Annotated in this window: 20 protein-coding genes; 7 read left to right on the top strand and 13 right to left on the bottom strand. The window is 71.3% G+C overall.

Going from position 1 to position 21,684, the window contains the following annotated elements:
* The first annotated feature begins 194 nt into the window (after positions 1-194).
* Positions 195-1,256, top strand: coding sequence for an ATP-dependent DNA ligase (locus tag ABUW04_RS39160; RefSeq protein WP_380569038.1), 1,062 nt, complete (start codon positions 195-197; stop codon positions 1,254-1,256).
* A 17-nt stretch (positions 1,257-1,273) separates the two neighbouring features.
* Here ABUW04_RS39160 and ligD read toward each other — a convergent pair whose 3' ends face one another.
* Positions 1,274-2,299 (bottom strand): non-homologous end-joining DNA ligase, encoded by a 1,026-nt coding sequence (gene ligD / locus ABUW04_RS39155; protein ID WP_380569037.1) that lies wholly within the window; start codon positions 2,297-2,299, stop codon positions 1,274-1,276.
* A gap of 135 nt (positions 2,300-2,434) precedes the next feature.
* Positions 2,435-3,049, bottom strand: coding sequence for a TetR/AcrR family transcriptional regulator (locus tag ABUW04_RS39150; RefSeq protein WP_380569036.1), 615 nt, complete (start codon positions 3,047-3,049; stop codon positions 2,435-2,437).
* Positions 3,050-3,145: 96 nt separating this feature from the next.
* Between ABUW04_RS39150 and ABUW04_RS39145 the strand changes: the two genes are divergently transcribed.
* Positions 3,146-4,228: an LLM class flavin-dependent oxidoreductase gene (locus ABUW04_RS39145; protein WP_380569035.1), complete on the top strand. Its 1,083-nt coding sequence runs from the start codon at positions 3,146-3,148 to the stop codon at positions 4,226-4,228.
* 163 nt (positions 4,229-4,391) lie between these two features.
* Entirely contained in the window at positions 4,392-5,636 is a 1,245-nt protein-coding gene (locus ABUW04_RS39140) for an MFS transporter (protein WP_380569034.1), read from the top strand.
* Positions 5,637-5,703: 67 nt separating this feature from the next.
* On the opposite strand, the gene ABUW04_RS39135 is transcribed toward ABUW04_RS39140, so the two are convergent.
* The 3 genes from ABUW04_RS39135 to glnA form a co-directional block, all read right to left on the bottom strand.
* Positions 5,704-6,528: an SDR family oxidoreductase gene (locus ABUW04_RS39135; protein WP_380569033.1), complete on the bottom strand. Its 825-nt coding sequence runs from the start codon at positions 6,526-6,528 to the stop codon at positions 5,704-5,706.
* Positions 6,529-6,677: 149 nt separating this feature from the next.
* Positions 6,678-7,814, bottom strand: coding sequence for a Fic family protein (locus tag ABUW04_RS39130; protein ID WP_380569031.1), 1,137 nt, complete (start codon positions 7,812-7,814; stop codon positions 6,678-6,680).
* A 195-nt stretch (positions 7,815-8,009) separates the two neighbouring features.
* Positions 8,010-9,425 (bottom strand): type I glutamate--ammonia ligase, encoded by a 1,416-nt coding sequence (gene glnA / locus ABUW04_RS39125; RefSeq protein WP_380569030.1) that lies wholly within the window; start codon positions 9,423-9,425, stop codon positions 8,010-8,012.
* Between the two features lie 313 nt (positions 9,426-9,738).
* Between glnA and ABUW04_RS39120 the strand changes: the two genes are divergently transcribed.
* Positions 9,739-10,209, top strand: a complete 471-nt coding sequence (locus ABUW04_RS39120) for an RDD family protein (protein ID WP_037593963.1) — start codon at positions 9,739-9,741, stop codon at positions 10,207-10,209.
* 176 nt (positions 10,210-10,385) lie between these two features.
* On the opposite strand, the gene ABUW04_RS39115 is transcribed toward ABUW04_RS39120, so the two are convergent.
* The 4 genes from ABUW04_RS39115 to lipB all read right to left on the bottom strand — a co-directional run bounded on the left by ABUW04_RS39115 (position 10,386) and on the right by lipB (position 13,548).
* A complete protein-coding gene (locus ABUW04_RS39115; protein WP_380569029.1) occupies positions 10,386-11,078 on the bottom strand; it encodes a DUF4191 domain-containing protein in 693 nt (230 codons plus the stop codon).
* A 135-nt stretch (positions 11,079-11,213) separates the two neighbouring features.
* Entirely contained in the window at positions 11,214-11,447 is a 234-nt protein-coding gene (locus tag ABUW04_RS39110) for a hypothetical protein (RefSeq protein WP_051724756.1), read from the bottom strand.
* Positions 11,448-11,665: 218 nt separating this feature from the next.
* Positions 11,666-12,616, bottom strand: coding sequence for a lipoyl synthase (lipA, locus tag ABUW04_RS39105; RefSeq protein ID WP_030248576.1), 951 nt, complete (start codon positions 12,614-12,616; stop codon positions 11,666-11,668).
* Positions 12,617-12,735: 119 nt separating this feature from the next.
* Positions 12,736-13,548, bottom strand: coding sequence for a lipoyl(octanoyl) transferase LipB (gene lipB, locus ABUW04_RS39100; RefSeq protein ID WP_037593961.1), 813 nt, complete (start codon positions 13,546-13,548; stop codon positions 12,736-12,738).
* Between the two features lie 148 nt (positions 13,549-13,696).
* Here lipB and ABUW04_RS39095 point away from each other — a divergent pair, with 148 nt between their 5' ends.
* The 3 genes from ABUW04_RS39095 (at position 13,697) to ABUW04_RS39085 (ending at position 17,259) form a co-directional block, all read left to right on the top strand.
* Positions 13,697-14,698 carry an aldo/keto reductase gene (locus ABUW04_RS39095; RefSeq protein WP_380569028.1) on the top strand — a complete coding sequence of 334 codons (1,002 nt, stop codon included), beginning with the start codon at positions 13,697-13,699 and terminating at the stop codon, positions 14,696-14,698.
* Between the two features lie 16 nt (positions 14,699-14,714).
* The gene (locus ABUW04_RS39090) at positions 14,715-15,302 is read left to right on the top strand and encodes a TetR family transcriptional regulator (protein ID WP_030248571.1); all 588 of its coding nucleotides are present in this window, start codon (positions 14,715-14,717) and stop codon (positions 15,300-15,302) included.
* Positions 15,303-15,654: 352 nt separating this feature from the next.
* Positions 15,655-17,259: a regulator gene (locus ABUW04_RS39085; protein ID WP_232241973.1), complete on the top strand. Its 1,605-nt coding sequence runs from the start codon at positions 15,655-15,657 to the stop codon at positions 17,257-17,259.
* Positions 17,260-17,361: 102 nt separating this feature from the next.
* Here the strand turns inward: ABUW04_RS39085 and ABUW04_RS39080 are convergent, their stop codons facing one another.
* The 4 genes from ABUW04_RS39080 to sucB all read right to left on the bottom strand — a co-directional run.
* On the bottom strand, positions 17,362-18,648 hold the full coding sequence (locus tag ABUW04_RS39080) for an NAD(P)/FAD-dependent oxidoreductase (RefSeq protein WP_380569098.1): 1,287 nt from the start codon (positions 18,646-18,648) through the stop codon (positions 17,362-17,364).
* Between the two features lie 320 nt (positions 18,649-18,968).
* The gene (locus tag ABUW04_RS39075) at positions 18,969-19,886 is read right to left on the bottom strand and encodes a TIGR01777 family oxidoreductase (RefSeq protein ID WP_030248566.1); all 918 of its coding nucleotides are present in this window, start codon (positions 19,884-19,886) and stop codon (positions 18,969-18,971) included.
* A gap of 155 nt (positions 19,887-20,041) precedes the next feature.
* On the bottom strand, positions 20,042-20,560 hold the full coding sequence (locus ABUW04_RS39070) for a DUF4240 domain-containing protein (RefSeq protein WP_030248564.1): 519 nt from the start codon (positions 20,558-20,560) through the stop codon (positions 20,042-20,044).
* Positions 20,561-20,641: 81 nt separating this feature from the next.
* The coding region (gene sucB, locus ABUW04_RS39065; protein ID WP_380569026.1) for a 2-oxoglutarate dehydrogenase, E2 component, dihydrolipoamide succinyltransferase at positions 20,642-21,684 on the bottom strand (1,043 nt) is incomplete at its 5' end.

The raw sequence follows: 21,684 nt of genomic DNA, 5'->3' as shown, positions 1-21,684 counted from the left end.
GCGGGCCCATACGACTGTCAATCGGGCAAGCTGACCCACTCTCGGCTGGTCGGTCATTCTTTGGTCATCGAATTGTCGAAAGGATTCGATGACCGTCGCCGACCTGGGGACATCACCGGTTCGGACGCCGGCAGGTGCCGGTGCGCGGCTGTGCGTGGTGTGCTGGTTCCCAGGACGACTAGCGAGGATGTGCGATGGCATTGCCGGTCAAGCCCCCGATCGAGCCGATGCTCGCCAAGGCCGCAGCGTCCGTGCCGACCGGCGGGTACCTGTACGAGCCCAAGTGGGACGGCTTCCGCTGCCTGGTGTTCCGCGACGGCGACGACATCGAGCTGGGCAGCCGCGGCGGCAAGCCGCTGACGCGGTACTTCCCGGAGCTGGTCGCCGCCCTGGCCGAGGCACTGCCGCCGCGCTGCGTGCTGGACGGGGAGATCGTGGTGGTCCAGGGCAGTCGGCTCGACTTCGACCGGCTCGCCGACCGGATCCATCCGGCCGAGTCGCGGATCCGGCTGCTGGCCGAGCAGACCCCGGCCACCTTCGTGGCCTTCGACGTGCTCGCGGTCGACGACGAGGACCTGATGGGTCGTCCGCTGGCCGAGCGGCACGAGGTGCTGGCGCGGCTGTTCGCGCCGCACCCGCAGGTGCGGGTGTCCCGCGCCACCCAGGACGTCGAGCTGGCCCGGACCTGGTTCCGGACTTTCGAGGGCGCCGGGCTCGACGGCGTGGTCGCCAAGCCGCTGGACGGCGCGTACCGACCCGGCGAGCGGGCGATGGTGAAGGTCAAGCACGAGCGCACGGCCGATGTGGTGGTGGCCGGGTACCGGCTGCACAAGAGCGGCCCGGTGGTCGGATCGCTGATGCTGGGTCTGTACCTGGAGCCGGGCGTGCTCAACTACGTCGGCGGCGCGAGCGCCTTCACCACGGTCCGGCGTGCCGAACTCGTCGACGAGCTGGCGCCGCTGGTGCTGGGCGAGGGGGAGGAACACCCCTGGCTCGGCGAGGACGACGGCGGGCACCGGCGCCCGGGCGCGCTCAACCGCTGGAACGCCGGTAAGGACCGGTCCTTCGTGGCGCTGCGTCCGGAACTGGTCTGCGAGGTGCGCTACGACCAGCTGCAGGCGGACCGGTTCCGGCACAATGCCCGGTTCCTGCGCTGGCGTCCGGACCGGCAGCCCGAGTCCTGCGGCTACGACCAGCTGGACCTGCCGGCCGCCTACGACCTCGCCGACGTGCTTGGCCCGGCCGCGTCGTCCTAGTCCGCTACCCCTATCCGCTACCCCTGGTCCGCGTCGTGGCGGGCCTTGGACGGCTGGACGCGCTTGGGTTCGCCGGGCATCTTCGGGAAGTCGGGCGGATAGGGCAGATCGCCGAGCCCGCGGTCGTGCTCGTCCCGCTCGGCCATCTCCAGCAGCGCGTCCAGGGTGGCCGGCGCCTCGTCGAGGGACTCGTGCGCGTCGCCGCGTTCGGCGAGCAGCGCGGGGACGGTGCGCACGGTGAAGTCCTCGGGGGCGACGTCGGCGAGCTCGGTCCAGCGCACCGGCATCGAGACCGTGGCCTCCGGGGTGGCGCGGGTGGAGTAGGCGGCGGCGAGCATCCGGTCCCGGGCCATCTGGTTGAAGTCGGCGAAGATCCGCTCGCCGCGCTCCTCCTTCCACCAGGAGGTGGTGAACAGCTCGGGGCGGCGGCGCTCCAGTTCACGGGCGAGGGCGATGACCGCGCGCCGGGTCTCGACGAAGGACCAGCGCGGTTCGATCCGGACCAGCACGTGCAGGCCGCGCCCGCCGGAGGTCTTCACGAAGGGCACCATGCCGAGCTCGGTGAGCAGCGCCTCGGCCTCGGTGGCGGCCTCGACCGCCTCGGCGAAGCCGGTGCCGGGCTGCGGGTCGAGGTCCAGCCGCAGCTCGTCGGGGTGGTCGGTGTCCTCGCGGCGCACCGGCCACGGATGCAGTTCCAGGGCGTTCATCTGCACCGCCCACAGCGCCGTCGCCGGCTCGGTCACGCAGACCTCACGGCCGGTACGGCCGCTCGGGAAGGTCACCTCGGCCGTCTGCACCCAGTCGGGAAGGCCCTTGGGCGCGTGTTTCGTGTAGAACGAGCTGCCGCCGTCGAGGCCGCCGGGGAAGCGGTGCAGCGCCATCGGCCGTCCCGCGAGCGAGCGCAACAGCCCTTCGGCGACGGCGACGTAGTACTCGGCGAGGTCGAGCTTGGTGACCCCGACGGCCGGATAGCAGACCCGCTCCGGCGAGGAGATGCGCACCTCACGCCCGGCGACGGTGACGAACGCCTCGCTGCTGCTCATGACCGTAGGCTAAGCGCCCGCAGTGGCCGCCGCATGCGGAGTGCCGGGCCGCAGTGTCGGCCCTGCCGGGCCTCTGCCGGGCCCCTGCCGGGCCTCTGCCGGATCTGGTCGGGGTCCGGTTCGGTCCCATGCCGGTCACGGCCGGCAGGCGCGGTGCACGAGGCTCTGCCACCCCTGCACGAGTCGGTTCTCCATCCGTGGCGCGTCCACGGCGAGGTCGTCGGCGGACAAGTGGAGCAGCAGCGGGCCGTCCAGGGCGGCGGTGAGCTGGACGGCCAGGATGTCGGGATCGACGGCGCCGAGCCGGATCTGCCCGAGCAGCATCCGGATGTGCATCCGGGACAGCGGCGTCTCGGTGCCGGCCGGGACGGCCTGGCTGCCGTCCAGGGCGGCCCGGGCGATGTCACGGTGCGCGAACAGGAAGCCGATCCGGGCCCGGCCGTAGGCCACCAGCCGGTCCAGGGCGTCGGCGTCGGGGCCCAACGGCGGCGGACCGGAGAGGACTTGTTGCTGGAACTGCTGCTCCTCGTCGTCCAGCAGGGCCTGGAAGATGCCGGCGCGGGTGCCGAACCGGCGGAACACCGTCCCCTTGCCCAGCCCGGCCCGTTCGGCCAGCCCGTCCATGGTGAGCCGGTCCGCGCCGTCCTCGGCGAGCATCTCGCGGGCGGTGGCCAACAGGTGCAGCCGGTTCCGTGCGGCGTCGGCGCGTTCGGCACGCGGCACGCCCAGGGGCAACAGGGGTCCGTCCACGGGCCTCACCCTACCCGGCCGGAATAGTAAGCGGGGTAAAGTCCGTTTATCCCCGCACAAGGCGGCGGCGACGCCGACACCGACCTGGAGGCAGTGATGGAGAAGACCCAGGAGATCGAATTCGGGCTGGACTCGTTCGGCGAGGTGAGTGCGGATTCCTCCGGACGGCTGCTGACCGATGCCGAGACCGTACGGCTGATGATCGACGAAGCGGTGCTCGCCGAGTCGGTCGGCGTCGCCTCGTACAACATCGGCGAGCACTACCGGGACCAGCACGTGGACTCGGCCGGCCCGGTCATCCTCGCGGCGATCGCCGGCCGGACCGAACGCATCCGGCTGGGCACGTCGGTGACCGTGCTGAGCACCCAGGACCCGGTGCGGCTGTACGCCGAGTTCGCGACCCTGGACGCGGCGTCGAAGGGCCGGGCGCAGCTCATCGTCGGGCGGGCCTCCTCGACGGAGTCGTTCCCGCTGTTCGGATTCGACCTCGCCGACTACGACACCCTGTTCGAGGAGAAGCTCGACCTGCTGCTGCACCTGCTCCGGGACCAGCCGGTCACCTGGTCCGGCACCGTCCGCTCCGCCCTGGTCGACCAGCGGGTGCACCCGGCCGTCGGTGCCGACGGCATCCCGGTCTGGGTCGGCGTGGGCGGCACGCCGGAGTCGGTGGTCCGGGCCGCCTACTTCGGCCTGCCGCTGATGATCGCCGTCATCGGCGGCAACCCGAGCCGGTTCGCAGGCCACGTCGACCTCTACCAGCGCGCACTCGACCAGTTCGAGCGTCCGCGGCTGCCGGTGGGGATGCATTCGCTCGGGCTGGTGGCCGGCACTGACGAGGAGGCCAGGTCCGCCTACTGGCCGCACTGGAAGGCGGTCATGGACGCGGCCTCCAAGGAGCGGGGCTTCGCGCCGCCCTCCCTCCGCCGCTACGAGGAGGAGATCGCGGAGGGAGCCCTGTTCGTGGGATCGCCGGAGACGGTCGCCCAGAAGATCGCCACCAGTGTCCGCGCACTGGGCCTGAGCCGCTTCGACCTCAAGTACGACATCGGACGACTCCCGCTGGAGCACCGCGCCGCCTCCATCGACCTCTACGGCCGCGAGGTGATCCCCAGGGTCCGCGACCTCCTCGCGGACCGCCCGGCCCCGGCCGACCCGCACCCGGCCGATCAGTTGGCGTAGGGATTCCCCGGGTTCCGGATCCGCGCCGAGTCACCTCGGTGGACAACGGATGGTTGTGGATCGGGGGCAGCGAGGTTGTTTGACCTGCGGCTGTGCCAGTCGGTTAGCTCTCACCGATCAACTTCGGTCTGTTTCGGGTGAGGCATCAGGAGGGGCGCTGACCATGCTGGGCAGGAGACCGTTGGGGCGGCAGTTCGGCTGGTTGTGGGCGGCGTACGCGGTCAGCGCCTATGGGTCGGGGCTGGGGTTCGGCGCGTTCCCGCTGATCGCCGTGCTGGTGCTGCACGCCGGCCCCGCCGAGGTGTCCGGACTGTCCGCGGTGGGGCCGGCGGTGGGTGCGCTGATCGCGGTGCCGCTCGCGCCGTGGGTGGAGTTCCGGCGCAAGCGCCCGGTCATGATCGCCATGGACCTGACCCGGTTCGCGGCCATGGCGACGATCCCGGTCGCCTATGCCTTCGGCCGGCTCGGGTTCGTCCAGTTGCTGGTGGTCTCGGCCGTGATCGCCGCGGCCAAGATCGCCTTCAACGCGGCCAGCGGCAGCTACCTCAAGTCCCTGGTCCGGCCGGACGACCTGCTGGTCGCCAACGCCCGGTTCGAGTCCACGAACTGGAGCTCCATCGCGGGCGGGCCGCCGCTGGGCGGGGCGGCGATCGGCCTGTTCGGACCGGTCACCACGGTGGTTGCCGACGCGCTCAGCTACCTGCTCTCCGCGCTGGGCGTCACCGCGATCCGCGGCCGGGAGGAAGCACCGCAACCTGCGGGCAACGGCCCGACCCGGGCGGGCGCCCTGCTCGACGGCTGGCGACACATCCTGGGCCATCCCGGTCTGCGGGCGCTCTACCTCAACAACCTGCTCGTCGGCGGGCTGATCATGGCCACCGAGCCGCTGCTGTCCGTGCTCCTGCTGCGCCAACTCGGCTTCCCGCCCTGGCAGTACGGCCTCGCCTTCGCCGTCCCCTGCCTCGGCGGACTCATCGGCTCCCGGCTGGCCCGCCGCGTCGTGGCCCGCTACGGTCGGCAGGCGGTCTTCCGGACCGTCGGCACCCTGCGCGCTATCTGGCTGATCGGCCTGGTCTTCGTCCGTCCCGGTATCGTCGGCCTGCTCACCGTGATAGCGGTCGAACTGGCGATCATCATCAACATGAGCCTGTACACCCCGGTCCTCGCCACCTACCGGCTCGAACACACCCCCAAGCACCTGGTCGCCCGCACCCTGTCGGCCTGGTCCATCGGCCAACAGGCGTCCATCGCCGTCCTCACCGCACTCGCCGGGCTGCTCGCCGACGCCACCGGCCCGCGCACCGGCCTCGCGGTGGCAGGACTGCTCATCCTGACCACCCCGCTCCTCCTTCCCCGCCGCGAGCCCGCACCCCAGCCGCAGCCGGAACTGGTCCCCAGCGACTCGTGACCAGCGACTCGTGACGGCGCCGAGGAACGTCCGTGTGGACGACCAGCTGACCTGCGGTGTCCCCGGCTCAGCCCTGCGCCAGCTCTGCCACCGGCTGCCATGCCTCCCACGTCGCGAGACGCTGCTCGTAGTCGGCCTTGGCGATGCCCAGCGGCGCCGTACCGAGGAAGCAGCGCAGTGGCGGCTCGTCGGCATCGACGATCTTCAGCACGGCTGCGGCCGACGCGGTCGGATCGCCCGGCGTGCCGACGCGCTTGCGGCGCTGCTCCTGCACCTCCTTGTGGAAGTCGGCGTACGCGGGCAACGGCTGGGACGTGCTCGACGAGGACCCCGCCCAGTCGGTGGCGAACCCACCCGGCTCGATCAGCGTGACCTTGACGCCGAACGGCGCCACCTCCTGCGCCAGCGCCTGGCTCATGCCTTCGAGTGCCCACTTGGACGCGTGGTAGATCCCGACCAGGGGGAAGGCGCTGATGCCGCCGATGGAGGAGACCTGGAGAATGTGGCCGCTGCCCTGCTCACGCAGGAACGGCAGCGCCGCCTGCGTGACCCACAGGGCGCCGAACAGGTTGGTCTCCAGTTGCGCCCGTGCTTCGGCCTCGGTGAGTTCCTCGACCAGGCCGAAGTGGCCGTAACCGGCGTTGTTGACCACCACGTCCAGGCGGCCGAACCGCTCGTGCGCCTGCTGCACGGCGGCGAAGTCGGCGTCACGGTCCGTCACGTCGAGACGGAGCGGCAGAAGCCGATCGCCGTACTTCTCGCGGAGGTCGTCCAGCGCGGAGAGGTCACGCGCGGTCGCGGCCACCGAATCGCCGCGTTCGAGCGCGGCGATCGCCCACTCCCTGCCGAAGCCGCGGGAGGCACCGGTGATGAACCAGATCTTCTGCGCCATGCTGTGCTCCTCGGGAAACTCGTCATCCGCGCGGTCGACACGTCGCGGTACTCGTCCCACCAGTCAACACCTGAGAGTGGACTCGAACGCAACCGCAACGGCTGCCTGCCCACTCGACAACGGCCCTGACCAGGAGTACCGAATACCGATCAGTTGGGGTAGGGGTTCCTCAGGGTCATCGGGGTGCGTGCGATGTCCAGGGCGGGCTGGGGGAAGCGGGGGCCTGCGGTGTAGTAGCGGGCACGGGTCCGGCCGACCGGTTCGAGGATCTGTGCGGTGACGAGGTCGCGGAGGTCACGTTGCGCCTGTTGCAGGCTCAGGCCTTCGGCGTGCTCGTAGCGTGAGCGGCGGACGCGGCCGGCCATGGCCACGTCGTGCAGGGCGGTCACGGTGCGCTCGTCCAAGCTCATGTTCTCGGCGAACTCGGACAACGATCCCCAGGCCCGCCCGGAGCGGTCGAATCGGCCTTGGACGGTCTGGGCCTGCTGGTGGTAGGCAGTCAGATTGAAGCGGATCCAGCTGGAGACGTCCTGGTCAGGGACGTACTCCGGTCCTCGATCGGCGAGCTCGCGGTAGTACTCCCAGGTGTTCCCGGGGCGGCCCAGCCAGGCCTCGATGGACGAGAACTCCGGGGCCAGGACGCCTTCGCGGGCGATCATGAGCGTCTGTAGCGAACGGGACATCCTGCCGTTCCCGTCGGCCCAGGGGTGGATGGAGACGAGGTGCAGGTGCGCCATGGCGGCCCGCACCAGGAGGTGGGTTCCGTCATCGACGTTGAGCCAGTCGACAAGTTCCTGCACCAGCGCGGGAACGCCTTCGGCGTTCGGAGCCGTGTACGCCGCGATGCTGGGGTCGCGGGCGTCGGTGACGTACACCGGGCCGCGACGCCACTGACCTGCCGGCTTTCGCGCAGCATGGCGATGGCCCTGCAGTATCCAGTGCAGTGCGTTGAGCAGGCCCTTGCTGTAGCTGAAGTCTCCGGCGTCGTGGAGTGTCTGGATGTACGTCATCATCCGTTGGTAGGCGAGGGTCTCCTCGCGGTTCTCCTCGGAGACCTCGACATCGCGCTCACCGTCCATCAGATCCTCGACATCGACCGTGGACACCTTGAACCCCTCGATGGAGTTCGAGGCAGCAACGGCGTCGGCCGTCAGAAACTTCCTGAGCCCAGCAGTCCACTTTGACGGCGTAGCGCGCACCTGGTGCCGCAGAGCATTCCGCATACGGTCGATCTCGCTGAGCACCTGTTCATCGACGGCGCCGAGAGCGGGGGTCGGGTAGAGCATGCGAGGATAATATGTTGACGCAGTCATCACGTCAAACGCAATTCGGAGTGTTGCCGCCGCCTCCGTCTCGACCTCGCCTCCGAGGTCGCACGGCGTCTGCTTCCGCTAGGTCCGGCGCTGAGAGCCCCTGTCGCCCTCGATTGAGAGTGACAGGGGCTCGGGTGCTACTGGTGAGGGCCGGGTTGCCGCAGCCGCTCAGATGTCGAAGTAGAGCTCGAACTCGTGCGGGTGGGGGCGGAGGGAGACCGGGAGGATTTCGTTGGTGCGCTTGTAGTCGATCCAGGTCTCGATCAGGTCCGGGGTGAAGACGCCGCCGGCGAGGAGGTAGTCGTGGTCGGCCTCCAGGGCGTTCAGGACGGCCGGGAGGGTGGCGGGGACCTGGGGGACCGAGGCGTGCTCGTCGGGGGCGAGCTCGTAGAGGTCCTTGTCGACCGGCTCCAGCGGCTCGACCTTGTTCTTGATGCCGTCCAGGCCCGCCATCAGCATCGCCGAGAAGGCGAGGTAGGGGTTGGAGGACGGGTCGGGCGCGCGGAACTCGATGCGCTTGGCCTTGGCGTTGGCGCCGGTGATCGGGATGCGGATCGCCGCGGAGCGGTTGCGCTGCGAGTAGACCAGGTTGACCGGGGCCTCGAAGCCGGGGACCAGGCGGTGGTAGGAGTTCACCGTCGGGTTGGTGAAGGCCAGCAGCGACGGGGCGTGCTTGAGCAGGCCGCCGATGTAGTAGCGGGCCATGTCGGAGAGGCCGGCGTAGCCCTGCTCGTCGTAGAAGAGCGGGGAGCCGTCGCTCCACAGCGACTGGTGGCAGTGCATGCCGGAGCCGTTGTCGCCGAAGATCGGCTTGGGCATGAAGGTCGCGGTCTTGCCGTTCCGCCAGGCGACGTTCTTGATGATGTACTTGAACAGCATCAGGTCGTCGGCGGCGGCCAGCAGGGTGTTGAACTTGTAGTTGATCTCGGCCTGGCCGGCCGTGCCGACCTCGTGGTGCTGGCGCTCCACGGTCAGCCCGGAGGCCTCCAGCTCCAGCGACATCTCGGCGCGCAGGTCGGCGAAGTGGTCCACCGGCGGGGCCGGGAAGTAGCCGCCCTTGTAGCGGACCTTGTAGCCGCGGTTGCCGCCCTCCTCGACGCGACCGGTGTTCCAGGCGCCGGCCACGGAGTCGATCTCGTAGAAGGACTTGTTCTGCTTGGTCTCGAAGCGGACGTCGTCGAAGACGTAGAACTCGGCCTCGGGACCGAAGTAGGCGGTGTCGGCGATGCCGGAGGAGGCCAGGTAGGCCTCGGCCTTCTTGGCCACGTTGCGCGGGTCGCGGCTGTACTGCTCGCCGGTGATCGGGTCGTGGATGAAGAAGTTGATGTTGAGGGTGGAGTCCTTGCGGAAGGCGTCGAGCTGGGCCGTGCTCAGGTCCGGGATCAGGGCCATGTCGGACTCGTGGATCGCCTGGAAGCCGCGGATCGACGAGCCGTCGAACATCAGCGTCTCGGCGGGGTCGAAGGACCCGGCCGGAACGGTGAAGTGCTGCATCACGCCCGGGAGATCGCAGAACCTGACGTCGACGAACTTGACGTCGTTCTCCGAGATGTAGCGGGACACCTCGTCGGCGTTGTTGAACATCCATCCTCCTCGGGCCCGGCAAGCGCCAGGGTTGCAGCTCGGTTGGCGTCACGGCCGGCCGCCGGTCCCGCCGGCGGTACCGGTGTGGCCACGATAGGAACAGGCCGTTTCTCGCTTGTGACTCGTATGTTTCGTGGATGTTAACCGCAGCAGGTCAAGGAGGAGAAAAGCCTTGTGGTTCCTGGGTTCGGCCGGAACGGCGCCGAGAGCAGGGGTTCACTCGTTGGGGAGTGGACTAGACCACTGGACCGGCTCATCGGGAAACCGGCACCCGGGCGCAATTCGGTAGAGCTCGGGCGGATACTGTGGCGTTGTGGAAGACAGCAGAAAAGTCATCGGATCGTGGATCGAAGGCCCTCAGGTCGGCGGCTCGCCGGTGGACGGCGCGGGGGCGTACCGGGGCCAGCGGTTGGGGCTGCCCGAGCAGGGCAGCGGATCGCTCGCCTCGACCGGGCGCCGCCTCGCCGCGGTCGTCATCGACTGGTGGCTGTGCGCGCTCATCTCCTACGGGCTGGTCGCGCACGGCAACACGGTGCTCGCCAACTACTGGGCGATGTTCGTGTTCTTCGTACTGAGCCTGCTCACCGTCGGCACCATCGGCAGCAGCCCCGGCAAGCGGCTGCTCGGCCTGCGAGTGGTCCGGCTGGACGGTGGCCGGGCCTCGCTGGGCCAGGTGGCGCTGCGCACCTTCCTGCTGCTGCTGGCCATCCCCGCGGTGGTCTGGGACCGGGACGGCCGCGGGATGCACGACCGGGCCGTGGGCACGGTCGAGGTGCGGATGTAGCAGGTCGGGCCTGGACGCAGCAGGTCGGACCCGGCCGGGTCGGTCGGGCAGGCGGGCCACCTGCAGAGCGTGAAGGCGTGAAGGACGACGGCCCCGGCCGCGCCCCCTCCGAGTGGGGGCGCGGCCGGGGCCGTTCTACGTATCTGTGGGTGCTGCTGCGGTTCCCGGTCGGGCGCTCAGCGCGGCCGGCCGCCCTTGGGCATCCGTGCGCCCTTGGGCAGCGGACCCTTGGGGATCGGGGCGTTGGTCATCAGGTCGCCCATCGCCCGCAGCCGGTCGTTGATCTGGGTGACCTGCGACGCGGGGAGGGTCCGGGACATCCGGGTCAGGTGCAGCTGGAGCTTCTTCAGCGGGATCTGGCCCTCTTCGTCGCCGACGATGATGTCGATCACCGGCACCTCGCCGACGACCCGGCTCATCTTCCGCTTCTCGGCGGCCATCATCGGACGCAGCCGGTTGATGTTGCCCTCGCCGACCAGCACGATGCCCGGGCGGCCCACGGCGCGGTGCACCGCGTCCTGCTGGCGCGTCGCCGCGACCACCGGGGTGATCGTCCAGCCGCGCTTGATGTTGTTCAGGACGGCGGCGGCCGCACCGGGCTGCCCGTCCATCTGCCCGAAGGCAGCCTTCTCGGCCCTGCGGCCGAAGACCACGACAGCGGCCAGCAGCCCCGCGAAGAGGCCCAGCACGCCCAGGTAGATCGGGTGTCCGATCAACAGGCCGATAACCAGGAGCACCGCGAAGGTGCCGAGCCCGATACCGGCGATGATGAGACCGATCTTCGGGTCGACCCGCTTGGTCATGGTGTACGCCAGACGGATCTGCTTCAGCCGTCCGGGGTTTTCGTCGGTGGTTTCCTGCCTCGCCATGCCGCCATCGTACGGTGCGACTGATCCGGTTACCCAAGCCCGGGGGTCGGAAACCGTATCGGGTTGATCTCGTTGCGGCAGTCGGCCGACCGGAGCGCCGGGGGCGCGGCTGCGGGAGGGTCGGCCGACGGGGCGTCAGCGGGCCGCGCGGACCAGTACCCGGCGGACGTCCTCACGGTCCTGGGCGTGCCGGCGGTTCTCGCAGACCGCGTCCCAGGCGTTGCGCCGGGCCGTCTGCTGTCCGCCGCGGAGCAGGACCGACTCCGCCATCCGCAGGGCGCCTTCGAGCAGGCCGCCGCTCAGACTCGTGCTGATGTGGCCGGTGACGGGCTGCTCCGCACCGGGTCGTACGTGTTTCGTCGACTGCATCCTGAACCACTCCCCTCGTGGTCGTGCTGTCCGGAACGTGTACTCCGACGTGCGCTGCCGCGCTTCCGCACTGCTGCGCAGTCCGGTCCGGGGTGCCGCCGCGGTCGGACAACCCTGTTCGGCGGCGGCCACCCCCATCGTCACCACACCGTGTTACCGCGCGGTGACCCCCGGGTCAAACATGCATGAAGCCCTGTGGCGGCTTTCACACGTCTTGTTCAGACGGTGGCGCCGCGGCGTTCCAGGGCCTGGCGGTAGAGCCGTCCGGCGCGGTACGAGGAGCGGACCAGCGGTCCCGACATGACGCCGGCGAAGCCGATCTCCTCGGCCTCCTGCTGCAGCTCCACGAACTCCTGCGGCTTGACCCAGCGCTCCACCGGGTGGTGCCTGGGGGAGGGGCGCAGGTACTGGGTGATGGTGATCAGCTCGCAGCCGGCCTCGTGCAGGTCGCGCAGGGCCTCGCTGACCTCCTCACGGGTCTCGCCCATGCCCAGGATCAGGTTGGACTTGGTGACCAGGCCGACCGCCCGGGCCTCGGTGATGACCTTCAGTGAGCGCTCGTAGCGGAAGCCGGGGCGGATCCGCTTGAAGATCCGGGGCACCGTCTCGACGTTGTGCGCCAGCACCTGCGGACGGGACGAGAAGACCTCGGCCAGCTGCTCGGGGACGGCGTTGAAGTCGGGGATCAGCAGCTCGACGCCGGTGGTACCGGTGGGCCGGTCGGCGGTCACTGCGTGGATCTGACGCACCGTCTCGGCGTAGAGCCAGGCGCCGCCGTCCTCCAGGTCGTCGCGGGCGACGCCGGTGATGGTGGCGTAGTTGAGGTCCATGGTGAGCACGGACTCGGCGACCCGGCGCGGCTCGTCACGGTCGAAGGCGGCCGGCTTGCCGGTGTCGATCTGGCAGAAGTCGCAGCGCCGGGTGCACTGGTCGCCGCCGATGAGGAAGGTGGCCTCGCGGTCCTCCCAGCACTCGAAGATGTTGGGACAGCCGGCCTCCTGGCAGACCGTGTGCAGCCCCTCCTTCTTCACCAGCGACTGGAGGGCCGTGTACTCGGGCCCCATCTTCGCCCGGGTCTTGATCCACTCCGGCTTCCGCTCGATCGGGGTCTCGCTGTTGCGGACCTCCAGACGCAGCATCTTCCGACCGTCAGGTGCGACAGCGGACACGTAGCGGCTCCCTCAATGTTGATGTGGTGCGAGCGTTGGTGGTGCGGGCTCTGACTTCCAGGCGGTCCCCCCAGGGTACGCCTGTGATTCCATGGGCCGGTCGGCCCCCGGGCCGACCTTCAGACGGCAACAGCGTCGGACGGCAGCTGATTCCCGGCCGGATCCCCGAGCACCTCCTGGAGGTGCCGCCGTACCGCGGGCAGCGCCTCGGAGACGGTGACGTCCCGGCCCAGCTCGGTGCTGAGCGAGCCCACCCCGGCGTCACGGATGCCGCAGGGGATGATCTGGTCGAACCAGGTCATGTCGGGGTCGCAGTTGAGGGCGAAGCCGTGCATGGTCACGCCCCGGGCGACGCGGACGCCGATGGCCGTCAGCTTGCGGTCGTCGCCGCGCTGGCCGGCGTTGGAGGCGGCGTACTCGGGGCCGGCGAGCCGCGGGTCCAGGCCGAGCTTGGCGCCCATCCGCAGGGTCAGCGCGCCGAAGTCGACCACCTTGTCCTGGTCCACCACCGCGCCCGGCAGCTCCTCGCCCAGCACCCACACGCCGCTGCGGCCCTCGATCCGGGTGGTCGCCACGCCGAAGTCGGCGCAGGCTCGGATCAGTGCCTCCTCCAGGCGGCGCACATAGGCGACCACGTCCATCGGCTCGGGCAGCTTCACGATCGGGTAGCCGATCAGCTGGCCCGGCCCGTGCCAGGTGATCTCGCCGCCCCGGGTCACCTCGACCACCGGGGTGCCGTCCAGCGGGTAGTCCTCGCGGCGGGTGCGGCGGCCCGCGGTGTAGACGGGCTGGTGCTCCAGCAGCAGGACGGTGTCGGGGATCTCGTCGGCGACCCGCAGGGCGTGCAGCCGCTGCTGTTCGGCCAGGGCCTCCTGGTAGGGGACCGCCCGTTCGCCGATGCCCAGCTCTACAAAGCGCAGACTCTCGCCCACCGCAACCGACCCTCTTCCGTCCGTCCTCTGCTCCTGGCCACTCTACGACTGCCGGACGGCGTGGATGGGATGACAGATATTGAAATCTGTCATCCCATAGTGCATGGTTGTCAGTGGCAGGTTGAAGACCCCGAAAGGACCTCCCCTCATGGACCTCCGTCAGCTCGGCAGCACCGGCCCCCGCGTCTCCGCCATCGGCCTCGGCGCCATGGGCATGTCCGGAATGTACGGTCCCGCCGACGAGACCGAGTCGATCGCCACCGTCCACGCGGCGATGGACGCCGGCGTCACGCTCATCGACACCGGCGACTTCTACGGCATGGGCCACAACGAACTCCTGATCCGCGACGCGCTGCGCAGCAGTGGCCGCAACCGCGACGAGGTGCAGATCAGTGTGAAGTTCGGCGCCCTGCGCGACGCCGACGGCGGCTGGTGGGGCAACGACGCCCGCCCGCAGGCCGTCAAGAACTTCCTCGCCTACTCGCTGGGCCGGCTGGGCACCGACCACATCGACGTCTACCGCCCGGCCCGGCTGGACCCCGCCGTCCCGATCGAGGAGACCGTCGGCGCCATCGCCGAGCAGATCCAGGCCGGGCACGTGCGCCACATCGGCCTCTCCGAGGTGGGCGCCGAGACGCTGCGCCGCGCCCACGCCGTGCACCCGATCGCCGACCTGCAGATCGAGTACTCGCTGATCTCCCGCGGCATCGAGGCCGAGATCCTGCCCACCGCCCGTGAGCTGGGCATCGGCATCACCGCCTACGGTGTGCTCTCCCGCGGTCTGATCAGCGGCCACTGGCGCGCCGACCAGGCCGTGGCGCCGGGCGACTTCCGCGGCATCAGCCCCCGCTTCGCGGCCGGCAACGTGGACACCAACCTCCGGCTGGTCGAGGCCCTGCGGGCGGTCGCCGAGGCCAAGGGCGCCACCGTCGCCCAGACCGCCATCGCCTGGGTGCTGGCCCAGGGCGAGGACATCGTGCCGCTGGTCGGCGCCCGTCGCCGGGAGCGGCTGAGCGAGGCGCTGGGGGCGCTGGACCTCAAGCTCGAAGCCGACGACCTGGCCGCGATCGAGGCCGCGGTCCCGGTCGGCGCCGCCGCGGGCGACAGGTATGTTGCTGCTCAGATGGCACACCTGGACAGCGAGAAGTAGGGCCGGACGACACGCGATGGCGGAAACAGCGCTCACCACCGAGCAGATCATCGAGGCGGCGGAGGACGTGCTGCGCCGCTTCGGGCCGGCCAAGGCCACGGTGGTCGACGTGGCCCGGGCGCTCGGGGTGAGCCACGGCACGGTCTACCGCCACTTCCCCAGCAAGGCGGCGCTGCGGGCGGCGGTGACCCGGCGCTGGCTGGACCGTGCGCACGCGGCGCTGCCGGCGATCGCCACCGGGTCGCAGTCGCCGGACCGGCGGCTCCGGCTCTGGCTGGAGGCCCTGTACGGGGCCAAGAAGCGCAAGGCCCTGGACGACCCGGAGCTGTTCGCCACCTACTCGGTGCTGGCCGCCGAGAGCGGCAGCGTGCTCGACGAGCACCTCACGACGCTGGAGTCGCAGCTCGCCGTGATCATCGCGGAGGGCCAGGACGACGGGATATTCGCCCGTGACGGTGATCCGCTGACCCTGGCTCAGATCGTGTTCCAGGCCACCGCCCGCTTCCACGACCCGGTCTACGCACCGCTCTGGTCCGCCCCGGCCGCGGACCGCGACTTCGCCGCCCTGGTCGGCCTGGTGCTGCGGGGGCTCGCGGCGCGCTGACATCCGTTCGTCCCCCACCGGCACCGGGTCGGTGGGGGACGTTGTCACGGTCGTCACCCTTGTCGCCTCAACGAGGGGCTGTTGTCACTCGATCGGACGAACGTGGAGACGTATTCGGCCATACGGGTCAAATGCTCGCTACATTCACGCCGTTCCCGTAGGGAGCTCGCGGGGCGTTCCGGGGAGCGCACCCCGGTGCCGCCGAGAGCCCCCGGAAGGTGAGTGTCCTATGCCCCAACGGCCAGTAACCGAGCGGCCGTCGACCGAGCCGCGTCCGGACCGCAACCCGGTCCAGGACCACCCTCGGTCGGTCGACCACCGGATCAGCCCGCCCCGGGCTTTGGAGCCACCCATGAGCCCCGGTCCGACCCGTCCCGTCCCGCACCAGCCCGCGCAGCCGGAGGTCCGCTCCCAGGCCGACCGGTCGCAGAACGCGCGGCTGGCCGCGCTGATCGAGGAGGCCGGCTTCTCCCACGCCGGCCTCGCCCGCAGGGTGGACCAGCTCGGCCTGGAGCACGGCCTGGACCTGCGCTACGACAAGACCTCGGTCACCCGCTGGCTGCGCGGACAGCAGCCCCGGGGGGCCACCCCCGCGCTGATCGCCGAGGTGTTCACCCGCCGCCTCGGCCGCCGGCTGAGCGCCCAGGACCTCGGCCTGGACGCCTGTGCGCCGGTGTACGCGGGGCTCGAGTTCGCCGAGACCCCCGCCGAGGCGGTGGACATCGTCAGCAGCATGTGGCGCAAGGACACCGGAGCCCACTCCGAGCTGCGGCGGATCGCCTTCACCCCGGCCGGCCTGGTGGTCCCGAGCCGGGACTGGCTGATCGGCCGCACCGACGACCGGGTGGCCAGGGAGACCCCGCAGGAGCTGGGCATCGCCGCACCGCCGCTCCGTCCGGGGCTGCGCCCCGGACTGCCCGGCATCCCCGCGCAGTCGCGTCGCCCGCTCACCCCCGGAGCGCTGGGGGTCCAGCCCGCGGGCTCGGGCGGGATCGGCCACGGCGAGGCGCTGCCCGCGCCGGCCCCGGCCCACGCGCCGCGCGGCCTGCAGCGGGTCGGCCGCGGTGACGTCGCGGCGGTCCGCGCGGTCGGCGACCTGTTCCGCTCGCTGGACAACGCCTACGGCGGCGGCCACGCCCGGCAGGCGCTGATCCGCTACCTGGAGAGCGAGGCCGAGCCCATGCTGCGCGGCCGCTACAGCGAGCCCATCGGCCGCTCACTGTTCGGCGCCGTCGCCGACCTGACCCGGCTGGCCGGGTGGACCTCCTACGACATCGGCGCGCACGGACTGGCCCAGCGCTACTTCGTCCAGTCGCTGCGGCTGGCCCAGGCGGCCAACGATCGGCTGTACGGCGCGTACATCCTGGTCACCATGAGCCGTCAGGCGGTGTACCTGGGGCACGGCCGGGAGGCGGTCCAGCTGGCCAGGGTGGCCCAGCAGGGGATCGGCAGCGCGGCGCCCAGCCCGGTGCAGGCGCTGATGCACGCCGCGGAGGCGCGCGGGCACGGGGTGATCGGCGACGCCAGGTCCTGCACCACCTCGCTGGTCAGGGCCGAGCGGGCGCTGCAGACCGCGCGCCCGGGCGACGACCTGCCGCCGTGGGCCCGGTTCTTCGACGAGGCCCAGCTGGCCGACGAGTTCGGCCACTGCTACCGCGATCTGCAGCAGTGGCGCCCCTGCGCCCAGCATGCGGAGCGGTCGCTCCGGCTCCGTGCGGTGGGGTACGCCCGCAGCCGGGTGTTCTGCCGCATCGTGCTGGCCACGGCGCGGCTGGGCATGGGCGAGGTCGACGAGGCCTGCACCGGTGCGACGGAGGCGCTACGGGGGGCGGCGGAGATGCGATCGCTCCGGGCGGTCGAGTACGTCCGCGAGTTCAGCCGGAGGCTCGGGCCTTATCGGGGGACCACGGCCGTCCGCAGCTTCGAGGAGGCGGCACATGCGGCGGGTGTGATCTGACGGTTGGTGCATGGTTGGCAGCGCGCGCAGTTGATTGAGCAGAGCCCCGCGCCCCTACAGGGGCGCGGGGAACTGCGCGAGCATCCATCAACGGTCCGCACCTCAGGCAGCCTGCTCGGCCCCCGCGGCGAAGGGCACTCCCAGGTCGCGGAGGACCGCACCCGCCGCCCGACGGCCCGACAGCAGGGCGCCCTGGACGGTGCTGGTGTCGCGGTGGTCGCCGCACACGTAGAGGCCGTGCAGCACCCGCACCGGGCGGCGGAAGTGGTGCGGTGGCACCATCGCCGGGAGGGCGTCCGGGACGTGCCGTACCGTCAGGAACTCCCAGCGGGACGGGTCCACCCCGTACAGCCGGCCCAGCCGCCGCCGCACCTGCGGCTCCAGCGCTGCCGGGCCGTCAGGCCCGAAGTGCGGACGGCCCAGGACGGTCGAGCAGATCAGCGCGCCGCCGCCGGGCGCGTAGGAGCGGTCCACCTCGCTGAGCACCAGGGTGTGCGCGACCAGCGAACCGCCCCGGTCCGCGTCCAGCAGCAGCTGCGGCGCGGCCAGCGGGGAGACTCCGGCGACGTGGTAATAGGTCGTCACTGGGTGGTGTCCGGGCTGGTGCAGGCCGGGCAGCAGCTCGCCGGCCGAGCGGGCGTCGGCGGCCACCACCACCGCGCGGCAGGGCATCCGGCCGTGCCGTTCGGTGTCGACGCCGTCCGCCGAGACCGAGGTGACCCGGACGCCCAGCCGTACCGTCCCGGCCGGCAGCGCCTCGGCGAGTTGGGCCGGGACGGCGCCGATGCCCCCGGCCGGGAGGCTGAGGCCGCCGCGGGCGTAGCCGCGCAGCACCAGGTCCGCCACCCGGCTGCTGCTGGCCAGGTGCGGGTCGCTGAGCAGCGCCGCCAGCAGCGGGCGCAGGAAGCTGTCGATGGTCCTGGCCGGAATACCGCGCAGGGCCAGCGCCTCGGCGGCGGTCCGTTCGGGCCGGCCAAGCAACTGCTCGACCGGGGTGGCGGCGAGGCGGGACAGGGCCGCGCCCAGGCGGGCCTTGTCCCAGGGGGCGCCGATGGGGGCGCGAACGGCGGTGAGTGCGCTGCGGGCATGGGCAGCCACCCCGATCCGGTGGCGCCGTCCGTGCTGGTGCACCAGTACCTCGGGGCTGAGCGGGCGCAGTTCGAGCCGTTCCAGGTCGAGGCTGTGGTCGAGCTCGGGGAACGAGGGGTTGAGCACATGCGAACCGTGGTCGAGCCGGAAGCCGTCGTGGTGGTCCCCGGCGGCCCTGCCGCCGATGCGGTCCGTGGACTCCAGGACGGTCACCGCCATTCCGGCGGTGGTGAGCTGCCGCGCGGCGGCCAGCCCGGCGAGTCCGGCTCCCACGACGACCACGTCGACCGGACGGGACATTCTGTGCAGCAGGGGTGTTGCGGGCACGGTGCGGCTCCCTCCGTGTGCCTCGATCGGCTGACGCCGATCGGTCCCCACCTCAATGCCCAGTCGAACGGCTGATCAGACCGCTGGTTTCGGCCGGAATGAACGGAGGGCGACAATCCGGCGACGGCGGGTGACGGAGAAGGTGGCGAGGGGCGCAGGCGAGCGCAGAGGGTTACGGGGGCTACGGCGTGCGCCCCCAGCGTGCGCCCGTACGCCGTCCACGCGGACGAGGCGTCAGACGCGGTTCGGAGCGCCGTTCGGAGCGCCGATCAGGGTGTGGTGCAGAGCGCCATTCAGAGTGCGGCTTCGATGGCCTGGTCCACGGTCGGGTGCTGGAAGCGGAACCCGGCGTCGAGCAGCCTGGCCGGCACCGTGCGGTGGCTGCCCACCACCTCCACCGCCATCTCGCCCAGGACCAGCTTCAGCGCGAACTCGGGGACGGCGGCCAGGGTCGGACGGTGCATCAGCCGTCCCATCGCCTCGGTGACCTCGCGGTTGGTGACCGGCGCCGGAGCGCTCAGGTTGAAGGGTCCGCTCAGCGAGTCGGTGTCGACCAGGAAGCGCAGCGCGGCCACCTCGTCGTGCAGGGAGATGAAGCTCCAGTACTGCCGGCCGTTGCCCAGCCGGCCGCCGAGGCCGAACCTGAACAGCGGGAACAGCTTCCCCCAGGCGCCCCCGTCACCGGCCACGACCAGGCCGGTCCTGGCGTGCGCCACCCGGATGCCAGCCGCCTCGGCGGGGGCGGTGGCCTGCTCCCACTCCACGCAGACCCGGGCCAGGTAGTCGCCGCCGGCGGGCGCGGTCTCATCGATGACCTGGTCGCCGGTCTGCCCGTAGTAGCCCACCGCCGATCCGCTGACCAGTACCTTCGGCGGCTGCTCCAGTCCGGCCACGGCCTCGGCGATGGTCCCGGTGCCGAGCAGCCGGCTCTCGTGGATCTGCCGCTTGTAGGCGGCGGTCCAGCGGTGGTCGGCGATGCCGGCCCCGGCCAGGTGCACCACCGCGTCCAGCGGCGCCCCGTCGGTGCCCTTCGCCAGGGCGGCGCGGTCGATCTCGCGCAGCCCCGGGTTCCAGCGGACCTCGGTGCTGCCGTCCGGCCGCGGCGCGGGTGGGCGGCGCACCAGCCGGACGACCTGGTGCCCGTCCGCGAGCAGCGAGCGGACGAGTGCGGACCCGATAAGGCCGGTCGAGCCGGTGACAGCGATGCGCATGGGGCCATCCTGGCAGGTCGCCGCAGTGGCGCTTCGCGGGGGCGGGGACGTGTCGGGTTTTCGGCTGCGGCGTGTGCATGGTCTGTCGCGCAGTTCCCCGCGCCCCCAGGGGTCTGCAACTGGCTCAGCCGCAGCCGAGAACCCGTCAGAAACGGCTACCCGCCGAACCTGTCCCAGAGGCGGGGGAAACGTTCCTCCATGATGCGGGCGTTGTCGAAGTCGAAGGACCTGCCGGTGGGCTTCCCGGGCTTGGGCCTGATGCCGAGGTCGGGCAGCGGGAGCCCGGTGAGCTGCTCGTGGGCCCGGTCGGCGGCGTCGCCCAGCTCCTCGGCGTCGCCGTCCTCCTCGTCGTCGAAGTCCGGCACCAGGTCGGCCAGCTCGTCCGGATCCGCGAGCGCGCCCTCGAAGACCTCGCGGCCCTGGCCGATCAGCCAGCAGCAGAAGTACTCGAAGGCGTCGTCGCCCGCCCCTCCCAGCAGCAGATCGGCCGCTCCCCACAGGTCCCAGCGCCAGGCCCGCACCATGCGGGCCTCGAACAGCCTGGCGAAGTCGATCACCTCGTCCGGCGTCCGTTCCACCAGCCGCTCGACCAGCAGGTCGGCATGCTCCACCGGGTCGCCCTGAGCTCCCTCACGGGTCTCGTCGATCAACTGCCAGAAGTCCGTCTCGTCCATAGCCCTGATCCTCGCAGGTCTCCGGAGACGCCGCTGCCCCCGTCCGCCGAAGCGGGGACGGGGGCAGCGGCGTCGAAGGGGTCAGAGCCCGAGGTCGCCCTCGAACGCGCCTTCCTCCAGGCGGGCCTTGACGGTGCCCAGGAAGCGGGCGGCGTCGGCGCCGTCGACCACGCGGTGGTCGTAGGACAGGGCCAGGTAGACCATGTCGCGGACGGCGATGGTCTCGCCGAGCTCCGGCGTGGTGACCACCACGGCACGCTTGACCGTCGCGCCGATGCCGAGGATCGCGACCTGCGGCGGCGTGAAGATCGGGGTGTCGAACAGCGCGCCGCGCGAACCGGTGTTGGTGACGGTGAAGGTGCCGCCGGACAGCTCGTCCGGCTTGACCTTGTTGTCCCGGGTGCGGGCGGCCAGGTCGGCGGTCTTCTTGGCGATGCCGGCGATGTTGAGGTCGCCCGCGTCGTGGATGACCGGGACCATCAGGCCGCGCTCGGTGTCCACCGCGATGCCCACGTGCTCGGCGGCGTGGTAGGTGATCGTGCCCTCGGCGTCGTTGACGGTCGAGTTGACGATCGGGTTGGACTTGAGCGCCTCGGCGGCGGCCTTCACGAAGAAGGGCATCGGCGAGAGCTTGACGCCCTCACGGGCCGCGAAGGCGTTCTTGGCCTGCGCGCGAAGCCGCATCACCTTGGTGACGTCGACCTCGACGACCGTGGTGAGCTGCGCGGTGGTCTGGATCGCCTTCAGCATGTTGTCGGCGATGACCTTGCGCATCCGGGTCATCTTGACGGTCTGACCGCGCAGCGGGGAGGCCTCGGTGATGGTCGCCGGGGCCTTGGCGGCAGCCGCAGCCGGGGCGGCGGACGCGGCCGAGGCGGCCCGGGCGGCCTCCGCAGCGGCGAGCACGTCCTGCTTGCGGATCCGGCCGCCGACGCCGGTGCCCTGGACCGCGCTGAGGCTGATGCCCTGCTCGGAGGCCAGCTTGCGGACCAGCGGGGTGACGTAGGCGTCGCCCGCGTCGGCCGGGGCCGCGACGGGAGCGGCCGGGGCGACCGGTGCAGCCACCGGGGCCGGAGCCGGGGCGGCGGGGGCCGGCGCGGCAGCGACCGGGGCCGGGGCGGCGA

This window comes from Streptacidiphilus jeojiensis (assembly GCF_042510965.1).
GTDB classification, from domain to species: Bacteria; Actinomycetota; Actinomycetes; order Streptomycetales; family Streptomycetaceae; genus Streptacidiphilus; species Streptacidiphilus jeojiensis.
This window is presented reverse-complemented; position numbering and strand designations above follow the sequence as displayed.

Bases quoted from the DNA above. Each gene is read 5' to 3' on its own strand.
- ABUW04_RS39075 (WP_030248566.1), bottom strand. From the start codon at position 19,886: ATGCGCATCGCTGTCACCGGCTCGACCGGCCTTATCGGGTCCGCACTC.
- ABUW04_RS39145 (WP_380569035.1), top strand. From the start codon at position 3,146: ATGGAGAAGACCCAGGAGATCGAATTCGGGCTGGACTCGTTCGGCGAG.
- ABUW04_RS39095 (WP_380569028.1), top strand. From the start codon at position 13,697: ATGGACCTCCGTCAGCTCGGCAGCACCGGCCCCCGCGTCTCCGCCATC.
- ABUW04_RS39080 (WP_380569098.1), bottom strand. From the start codon at position 18,648: ATGTCCCGTCCGGTCGACGTGGTCGTCGTGGGAGCCGGACTCGCCGGG.
- ABUW04_RS39115 (WP_380569029.1), bottom strand. From the start codon at position 11,078: ATGGCGAGGCAGGAAACCACCGACGAAAACCCCGGACGGCTGAAGCAG.
- glnA (WP_380569030.1), bottom strand. From the start codon at position 9,425: ATGTTCAACAACGCCGACGAGGTGTCCCGCTACATCTCGGAGAACGAC.
- ABUW04_RS39090 (WP_030248571.1), top strand. From the start codon at position 14,715: ATGGCGGAAACAGCGCTCACCACCGAGCAGATCATCGAGGCGGCGGAG.
- ABUW04_RS39130 (WP_380569031.1), bottom strand. From the start codon at position 7,814: ATGCTCTACCCGACCCCCGCTCTCGGCGCCGTCGATGAACAGGTGCTC.
- ABUW04_RS39070 (WP_030248564.1), bottom strand. From the start codon at position 20,560: ATGGACGAGACGGACTTCTGGCAGTTGATCGACGAGACCCGTGAGGGA.
- ligD (WP_380569037.1), bottom strand. From the start codon at position 2,299: ATGAGCAGCAGCGAGGCGTTCGTCACCGTCGCCGGGCGTGAGGTGCGC.
- ABUW04_RS39140 (WP_380569034.1), top strand. From the start codon at position 4,392: ATGCTGGGCAGGAGACCGTTGGGGCGGCAGTTCGGCTGGTTGTGGGCG.
- ABUW04_RS39160 (WP_380569038.1), top strand. From the start codon at position 195: ATGGCATTGCCGGTCAAGCCCCCGATCGAGCCGATGCTCGCCAAGGCC.
- ABUW04_RS39110 (WP_051724756.1), bottom strand. From the start codon at position 11,447: ATGCAGTCGACGAAACACGTACGACCCGGTGCGGAGCAGCCCGTCACC.
- ABUW04_RS39085 (WP_232241973.1), top strand. From the start codon at position 15,655: ATGAGCCCCGGTCCGACCCGTCCCGTCCCGCACCAGCCCGCGCAGCCG.
- ABUW04_RS39135 (WP_380569033.1), bottom strand. From the start codon at position 6,528: ATGGCGCAGAAGATCTGGTTCATCACCGGTGCCTCCCGCGGCTTCGGC.